Annotated in this window: 8 protein-coding genes; 5 read left to right on the top strand and 3 right to left on the bottom strand. The window is 60.3% G+C overall.

Annotated elements, in window-relative coordinates:
• Positions 1 to 3: 3 nt before the first annotated feature.
• From AC07XZ_RS22525 to AC07XZ_RS22515, 3 genes are all read right to left on the bottom strand, one after another.
• Positions 4 to 345: a type II toxin-antitoxin system RelE/ParE family toxin gene (locus AC07XZ_RS22525; RefSeq protein ID WP_102687584.1), complete on the bottom strand. Its 342-nt coding sequence runs from the start codon at positions 343 to 345 to the stop codon at positions 4 to 6.
• On the bottom strand, positions 278 to 472 hold the full coding sequence (gene relB / locus AC07XZ_RS22520; RefSeq protein ID WP_102687631.1) for a type II toxin-antitoxin system RelB family antitoxin: 195 nt from the start codon (positions 470 to 472) through the stop codon (positions 278 to 280). Before relB ends, AC07XZ_RS22525 begins: the two co-directional genes overlap by 68 nt.
• Positions 473 to 725: 253 nt before the next feature.
• The gene (locus tag AC07XZ_RS22515) at positions 726 to 1,673 is read right to left on the bottom strand and encodes a SphA family protein (RefSeq protein WP_102687585.1); all 948 of its coding nucleotides are present in this window, start codon (positions 1,671 to 1,673) and stop codon (positions 726 to 728) included.
• Between the two features lie 211 nt (positions 1,674 to 1,884).
• On the opposite strand from AC07XZ_RS22515, the gene AC07XZ_RS22510 reads away from it, so the two are divergent.
• The 5 genes from AC07XZ_RS22510 to AC07XZ_RS22490 all read left to right on the top strand — a co-directional run bounded on the left by AC07XZ_RS22510 (position 1,885) and on the right by AC07XZ_RS22490 (position 7,631).
• A complete protein-coding gene (locus AC07XZ_RS22510; protein ID WP_102687586.1) occupies positions 1,885 to 2,922 on the top strand; it encodes an AraC family transcriptional regulator in 1,038 nt (345 codons plus the stop codon).
• A 268-nt stretch (positions 2,923 to 3,190) separates the two neighbouring features.
• The gene (locus AC07XZ_RS22505) at positions 3,191 to 4,078 is read left to right on the top strand and encodes a Dyp-type peroxidase (RefSeq protein WP_102687587.1); all 888 of its coding nucleotides are present in this window, start codon (positions 3,191 to 3,193) and stop codon (positions 4,076 to 4,078) included.
• 9 nt (positions 4,079 to 4,087) lie between these two features.
• Positions 4,088 to 5,056 carry a Gfo/Idh/MocA family protein gene (locus tag AC07XZ_RS22500; RefSeq protein WP_085745446.1) on the top strand — a complete coding sequence of 323 codons (969 nt, stop codon included), beginning with the start codon at positions 4,088 to 4,090 and terminating at the stop codon, positions 5,054 to 5,056.
• A gap of 95 nt (positions 5,057 to 5,151) precedes the next feature.
• The gene (locus AC07XZ_RS22495) at positions 5,152 to 5,898 is read left to right on the top strand and encodes a GntR family transcriptional regulator (protein ID WP_085603142.1); all 747 of its coding nucleotides are present in this window, start codon (positions 5,152 to 5,154) and stop codon (positions 5,896 to 5,898) included.
• 2 nt (positions 5,899 to 5,900) lie between these two features.
• Positions 5,901 to 7,631: a fumarate reductase/succinate dehydrogenase flavoprotein subunit gene (locus AC07XZ_RS22490; RefSeq protein WP_085603144.1), complete on the top strand. Its 1,731-nt coding sequence runs from the start codon at positions 5,901 to 5,903 to the stop codon at positions 7,629 to 7,631.
• The last annotated feature ends 6 nt before the right edge of the window (positions 7,632 to 7,637 follow it).

Here is a 7,637-nt window from a genome sequence, read left to right as displayed (position 1 = left end):
TTTTTATGTTGCTGAAGTTGAGGGGTATTTTTGTCGGGCGTGAAGCACCCTCAGTATTTTGATATGGCCATTCACTCGATAAACCAGCAGATAGTTCGGATGAATCACCATTTCGCGAGTGCCAGGTACTCGGCCGGGTCGGTAACCATAAGGTATTGATGAAAGTCGCTGTGCTGCTGCACCCACCTTGTTTCTTAGCGAAATTGAAGCGTTGGTGTTGTGTTGCTCGATGTATTTGAAGATATCAGCCAGTTGACGCGAGGACTTGCTGCTCCATTCAAGCAGCAGAGCGGCGCTTCCTGCGCATCTCTTCCAGTATCTGGTCGAGCATTGCCATAACTTCATCATGGGGAATGCCAGGACTTGGATCATCAAGTGCATCCTGTACCTCCGCACGAAACCAGCGATCGTAGCTCTCTGCCTCTTCTTCGGATTCGAAGTCAGCGTAAAACGGGGAATGCAATATGCTCATAGTGATCTCCGTGATCAATTTCAGCAGTTTAAGGGGGAATGGCCCATTGTCGTCACTGGCAGACGATGCGCCCCATGAGCCCTTGAGGAACCATGAGGTAGCGGGACCCAGTATCTGCAAGTCCCCCTTTCAAATCTGCCGGACGTTTCCCATCGTTGTCCGGCAATCTCGACCGCCGCTGTAGGCCTATTCCTCCCCTCTGTTTTTCAGGTTTCCAGCCTACAAATCCGCGCGCACCTTCCTACAAATGCACTCAGAACGCATACGGAATACTCACCTTCGCCCACAACATTTCCCCCTCTGGCCGGTTCTCCACGTCGAATTCTTTGGCCCAGCGGATCTCGGCGCTGGCGTACTTGAGGAAGGTGAAGTGCAGCGCCGGGCCGATGGCGAAGACCTTGCCGCGTACGCCGTCATCAACGTCCTGGCCGGCGAATTGCACGGTGTGGCCGAACTGTTTGTCGTCGGTGGTCTGCTTGAGGTAGTAACCGTTGATACCGAGCATCAGGTCGTCGGTGATCTTGTAGCTGGCCGAGTAATCGAAGTGGAAGATCTGCCCGGACTTGTAGTCGGTGTCCTTGTTCTTCTCGTTAAAGCTGTAGGTGGTCTTCATCGACACCTCGGTGCGCTCGGTCGGCAACCAGGTGAAGGAGAACAGCGGTTTGTAGGTGTAGAAATTGTTGCTGGTGTTGGCCAGCCGATCCACGCTGTATTCGCCGGTGGGCACGGTGATTTCCACGGCGGCGCCGAGGGTCAGGTCCTTGCCCATGTCCCACAGGATGATCGGTGCGATGGTGGTATCGCCCATGCCTTCGCGGGTGTCGCTCAGGCCGAACACCGAGACTTCCTGTTTGAGCCACGGCTGGGCGATGTAACCGGCCAGACGTCCGCCTAAAATCCGCACCGGGCTCAGGTAATCGAGACGCGGGATGACGGCGGTGGATTCGATCTCGACATTCGGCACCTTGCCGCCGAGCGAACTGATGTTGAGCTTTCGTGACTTGTAGTGGTTGTAGTAGAGGTTGAAGGCGACCATGTTCTCCGGAAGGCTGTCGACTTCCAACGGCAGCATGAAAAAGCCGTCGGTGCCGGGGCCGATGTTGTCGACGCCGGCTTCGGTGGCCAGTGCTGGCAGGGTCGCGGCGCAGCCGAGCAGGCTCAGCGCCAGTCGCACAGGGAATGTCGCGCGGTTCGGGGTCATGTCCGTCCTCATTATTATTGTGTTTGGGCGCAACGCCGGCACGCAGGACGCCCGGCCACTATAGAAATAAGCCCTTGGCGCACGACAGGGCAGGGTATTGGCGGACACGTAAGGGGACTTCTGCGGACAGCCCGCCAACCCTGTGCTAACTTCCTTCGACATAACCGGTTACAAAAATAACAATTCAGCGTGATCCGGAATGTCAGCCTCCATGAACGTAAAAGTCCAAGACCCGACCTTCGAACTGGCGCTGGTGTCGCCATTTCTCCTGCAAACCCTGGCCGAAGTCGCCGCCAACAAGGGCATCGAGCCGCAGAGTCTGTGCCGTGGCCTGGGTTTTGATTTCGAGGATTTGCAGGATCCGGCGCAGAGGATTTCCTATCGCCAGGCCGTGGCCATGATCCAGCGTGCGCTTAAAGCGTTGCCCAATCAGGGGCTGGGCCTGTGGGTCGGTGCGCAGAATGTGCTCGGTACGCTGGGGCTGCTGGGGCACGTGCTGTCGCTGTGCAAGACCTTGCGCGATGCGTTCGAAATCGGGGTCCGGCATCAGCACACCTCCGGTGGGATCGTGGTTTCCAGCGTCGATGTGGTGGGCGATCAGGTGTACGTCGACGTCGAATGCCGCCTGCCGTTTGCCGAGGTGCAGGTGTTTGCGGTGGAAGAGTTTTTCGCCAGCCTGCTGGTCTATGGCCGGGCGCTGGTGGGCGAGACGTTCAAGCCGATTGCCGTGGAGTTCATGCACGCCGCGCCGGACTACGTCGATGAATACCGGCGGCTGCTGGGGCCGGAGGTGCGCTTCGGGTGCCTGCACAATCGCATGCTGATCGACGTGCAGTGGCTGGATGTGAACCTGCCCAACCACCATTCGCTGGCGCTGCGTCAGGCGGTCAAGTTGCTGGAACTGGAGGCGGCGCAGGTTCATCAGAAACTCGATCTGATCCAGGCTGTGGAGCGGGCGATTGCGCGGGATCTGAGTCGGGGCAGTCACATTGAAAAGATTGCTGGTGACTTGAACATGAGCAGCCGTACTTTGCGTCGGCGGCTGACTGAGCATTCGTTGACTTTTGAAGCGTTGCTGGAGCAAGTGCGGCAGGCACGCACCATGAGTTTGCTGGCCAATCCTGAGATGCCGATCGAGCGGATTACCGAGGAAGTCGGCTACAGCGACGTGCGCAGTTTTCGCCGGGCGTTCAAGCGTTGGACGGGGAAGAGTCCGAGTGCGTGGCGCATGGAGAGTTCTTTGATTTGACTTGAGACCGATACCTCTCACCCCAGCCCTCTCCCCGAGGGAGAGGGGGCCGACCGAGTTGTCTTGCGCGATACATCGACCTGAAAATTCTGTGTCGATTATGGATTCACCATCGTTCGTTCAGGTCGGCGTACCTCCTCAATTTTCCCCAATCAATTCCCTCTTCTTCCGGGAGAGGGCTAGGGTGAGGGGGCGCTTTTGAGGCCATTCAACTCCACACAAACCCTCCGGCTACAGTTAAACTCCGCGCTCTTTCCAAGGAGTCGACATGAGTTACTACCAGCCGGGCATTCTCGCCACCCCTGTTCCGCCGCAAGCACGTCACCTGTTTTTCGCCCTCGAGTCGGTTGAAGCGCTGCCGCAGGCGATCGACAACCTGCTGAACCTGGTGGACGGCAAGTCGGCGGTGGTCGGTTTCGGTGAATCCCTGGCCAAGGCCCTGAATGTGAACATCGACGGCCTGCGCAGCTTCCCGGCGCTGACCGGCGTTGGCGTGGAAAACCCGTCGACCCAGCACGCCCTGTGGGTCTGGCTGCACGGTGTCGATCGTGGCGATCTGCTCAATCGCAGCACCGCACTTGAGGCCGCACTGGCCCCGGCGCTGCGTCTGGTGCAGATGCAGGAAGCCTTCCGCCACAAGGACGGCCATGACCTCACCGGTTATGAAGACGGCACCGAAAACCCGCATGACGAAGCCGCTGTCGCTGCCGCACTGCAAAGTGAAGGCGCCGAGGGTCTGGTCGGTGGCAGCTTTGCCGCGATCCAGCAATGGCAGCACGACCTCAAGGGTTTCCATGCGCTGTCCGCCGAGGACAAGGACAACATCATGGGTCGTCGCCTGAGCGACAACGAAGAGATCGACGATGCCCCGGTGTCCGCCCACGTCAAGCGCACCGCCCAGGAAAGCTTCGCCCCGGAAGCCTTCGTCGTGCGTCGTTCGATGCCGTGGATCGAAGGCGACCGCGCCGGCCTGATGTTCCTGGCGTTCGGCTTCTCCCTCGATGCCTTTGAAGCGCAACTGCGCCGCATGAGCGGTCTGGAAGACGGCATCACCGACGGTCTCTATCGCATCAGCCGGCCGATCACCGGCGGCTACTACTGGTGCCCGCCGCTGCAAAACGGTCACCTCGATCTGCGCGCACTGCGCATCGGCTGAGGCACAAGAATGAACGTGGTGCGTTGGGGCATGATCGGTTGCGGCAGCGTCGCTGAACGCAAGAGCGGACCGGCCTTCTACAAGGCGCCCGGTTCGGCGTTGGTCGCAGTGATGGGGCGCCGCCTCGAAGCCGTGACCGATTACGCCGCGCGCCACGGCATCGATCGGACTTACACCGACGTCGATGCCTTGATCAACGACCCCGAGGTGGACGCGGTGTACATCGCCACGCCACCCGACAGCCACCACGCCTACAGCCTGAAAGTCGCCGCCGCCGGCAAGCATTGCTGCGTGGAAAAACCCATGGCCCTCAACGCCGGGCAAAGCCGCGAGATGCAGCAGGTGTTTGCCGATGCCGGCCTGCACCTGTTCGTTTCCTATTACCGTCGTTCACTGCCGCGTTTCCAGCAGGTTCGGCAATGGCTGGAGCAGGGGCGCATCGGCGAGGTGCGGCATCTGAGCTGGACGCTGACCAAGGCGCCATCGCCCAAGGATCTGGACGGTAGCGCAAACTGGCGCACCGATCCGGCGGTGGCCGGGGGCGGGTACTTCGCGGATCTGGCCAGCCACGGTTTTGACCTGTTCCAGTACCTGCTCGGCGACATCGTTGAGGTCGCCGGCTTCACCGCACGTCAGGCCGGGCTTTATGCGGCGGAGGATGCGGTCAGCGCCAGTTGGCGATTCGCCTCGGGCGCATTGGGCATGGGCTGCTGGAGCTTTGTCGCGGACCGGCGCGAAGATCGGGTCGAGATCATCGGCAGCCAAGGGCGGATCGGGTTTTCGGTGTTCGACGAGCATCCGGTCGAACTGCACGCCGATGAACACATCAGCCTGGAAATCCCTCACCACGAACACATCCAGTGGCACCACGTACTGGGCATGAATGCGCAGATTCGCGGTGAGTCGCAGCACCCCGCAGTCGCCGCCGAAGCCCTCAAGACCGATTGGGTCATGGATCAGATCCTCAAGCGCCACTGAAGGCGCATCTAAGGTTATGCCCAAACAATATTTCTCAAGCTTGTCATAACGTCTCTAAGATCACATCATAACTCGTTATAACAAGTGATCCCGTGATGACCGATAACGTTCTCTCCCTTGGCAGCGTTCCTCTGCACACCCAACTGCGCGACGTGCTACGCGCCCGGATTCTCGACGGCGAATACCCGCAAGACAGCCAGATGCCGTCCGAAAGCGAGCTTGGCACGCTGTTCAAGGTCAGCCGCATCACCGTGCGCCAGGCCCTGGGCGATCTGCAGAAAGAAGGGCTGATCTTCAAGATCCACGGCAAAGGCACCTTCGTTGCCAAACCCAAGACCTTTCAAAACGTCAGCACCCTGCAAGGCCTAGCCGAGTCCATGACCGGCCGTGGCTACGAGGTGATCAACCGCCTGCGCAGCTTCAAATTCATCGCCGCCGACAAACTGGTCGCCGAGCGTTTGCAGGTCGCCGAAGGCGAAATCGTCGCGCAGATAAAGCGTGTACGGCTGATCAACCGCGAGCCGATTTCGCTGGAAATTACCTATCTGCCCAAAGCCGTCGGCGAGCGGCTGGAGAAGGCCGATCTGGTCACCCGCGACATCTTCCTGATCCTCGAAAACGACTGCGGCATCGCCCTCGGCCACGCCGATCTGGCCATCGACGCAGTGCTGGCCGACAGCGACCTGACCCAGGCGCTGAACGTCGAGGCCGGCTCGCCGATCATGCGCATCGAACGGCTGACCCATGACGCCAACGGCCAACCGCTGGACTTCGAACACCTTTACTACCGTGGCGATGCGTTCCAGTACCGCCTGCGGATCGACCGGCAAAAAGGGGCCTGAACATGACCCGCAATACTCTCGAACAGGAATACGACATCGTCGTGATCGGCGGCGGCACTGCCGGCCCGATGGCCGCGATCAAGGCCAAGGAAAAGAACAAGGAACTGCGCGTGCTGCTGGTCGACAAGGCCAACGTCAAGCGCAGCGGCGCGATCAGCATGGGCATGGACGGCCTGAACAACGCGATCATCCCCGGCCATTCGACGCCCGAGCAGTACACCAAGGAAATCACCATCGCCAACGACGGCATCGTCAATCAGGCGGCGGTGTATGCCTACGCCACCCACAGCTTTGAAACCATCGAGCAGCTCGACCGCTGGGGCGTGAAGTTCGAGAAGGACGAGACCGGCGATTACGCGGTGAAGAAAGTCCACCACATGGGCGCCTACGTGCTGCCGATGCCGGAAGGGCACGACATCAAGAAAGTCCTGTATCGTCAGTTGAAGCGGGCGCGGGTGAGCATCACCAATCGACTGGTCTGCACCCGTTTGCTGACCGACGAGGAGGGCGCCGTCAACGGTGTGATGGGCTTCGATTGCCGCACCGCCGACTTCCATGTGATCAAAGCCAAGGCAGTGATCCTCGCCTGCGGCGCGGCCGGGCGACTCGGTCTGCCGTCCTCGGGTTATCTGATGGGCACCTACGAAAACCCGACCAATGCCGGCGACGGTTACGCGATGGCGTATCACGCCGGGGCCGAACTGGCGAACCTCGAGTGCTTCCAGATCAACCCGCTGATCAAGGACTACAACGGGCCGGCCTGCGCCTACGTCACCGGCCCGCTGGGTGGCTACACCGCCAACAACAAGGGCGAACGCTTCATCGAGTGCGACTACTGGAGCGGGCAGATGATGTGGGAGTTCCATCAGGAACTGGAGAGCGGCAACGGCCCGGTGTTCCTCAAACTCGATCACCTGGCCGAGGAAACCATCCAGAACATCGAGGAAATCCTGCACAGCAACGAACGTCCAAGCCGCGGCCAGTTCCACGCCAATCGCGGCACCGATTACCGCACGCAGATGGTCGAGATGCACATCTCGGAAATCGGTTTTTGCAGCGGCCACTCGGCGTCTGGCGTGTGGGTCAACGAGCGGGCCGAAACGTCGGTGAAAGGTTTGTACTCGGCCGGTGACATGGCCGCCGTGCCGCACAACTACATGCTTGGCGCGTTCACTTACGGCTGGTTCGCGGGCAACAACGCGGCGGAGTTTGTCGCCGGGCGCGAGTTCTCTGCGCTGGATGCCGAGCAGATCGAGAAGGAAAAGGCCCGGGTCTACGCACCGCTGGATCGCGAGCATGGTCTGCCGCCGGCGCAGGTCGAGTACAAGCTGCGGCGCTTCGTCAACGACTACCTGCAACCGCCGAAAGTGACCAAGAAGATGGAAATCGGCCTGCAACGCTTCAGCGACATCGAACGCGATCTCGACGAGATGAAGGCCAACAACGCCCACGAACTGATGCGCGCCATGGAAACCAGCGTGATTCGCGACTGCGCCGAAATGGCCGCCCGCGCTTCGCTGTTCCGCGCCGAAAGCCGCTGGGGCCTGTACCACTACCGCGTCGATCACCCGCAACGGGACGACCGCGAATGGTTCTGCCACTGCCACCTGAAGAAGGGCGAGGACGGGCGCATGACCAGTTTCAAGAAAGCCGTCGAGCCTTACATCATCCCGCTCGACGCCGAGGAAATGCAGGCTTACGACCGCCTTCGGGTCGGCGCTTTCGCCGCTTGATGCACC

The sequence above is a fragment of the Pseudomonas sp. GW458-11-26-14-LB4 genome (assembly GCF_059423925.1).
Note: the sequence above shows the minus strand (reverse complement) of the source record. Positions and strands in the feature narration are given on the sequence as shown.

Bases quoted from the DNA above. Each gene is read 5' to 3' on its own strand.
- AC07XZ_RS22525 (WP_102687584.1), bottom strand. From the start codon at position 345: ATGAAGTTATGGCAATGCTCGACCAGATACTGGAAGAGATGCGCAGGA.
- relB (WP_102687631.1), bottom strand. From the start codon at position 472: ATGAGCATATTGCATTCCCCGTTTTACGCTGACTTCGAATCCGAAGAA.
- AC07XZ_RS22515 (WP_102687585.1), bottom strand. From the start codon at position 1,673: ATGACCCCGAACCGCGCGACATTCCCTGTGCGACTGGCGCTGAGCCTG.
- AC07XZ_RS22510 (WP_102687586.1), top strand. From the start codon at position 1,885: ATGAACGTAAAAGTCCAAGACCCGACCTTCGAACTGGCGCTGGTGTCG.
- AC07XZ_RS22505 (WP_102687587.1), top strand. From the start codon at position 3,191: ATGAGTTACTACCAGCCGGGCATTCTCGCCACCCCTGTTCCGCCGCAA.
- AC07XZ_RS22500 (WP_085745446.1), top strand. From the start codon at position 4,088: ATGAACGTGGTGCGTTGGGGCATGATCGGTTGCGGCAGCGTCGCTGAA.
- AC07XZ_RS22495 (WP_085603142.1), top strand. From the start codon at position 5,152: ATGACCGATAACGTTCTCTCCCTTGGCAGCGTTCCTCTGCACACCCAA.
- AC07XZ_RS22490 (WP_085603144.1), top strand. From the start codon at position 5,901: ATGACCCGCAATACTCTCGAACAGGAATACGACATCGTCGTGATCGGC.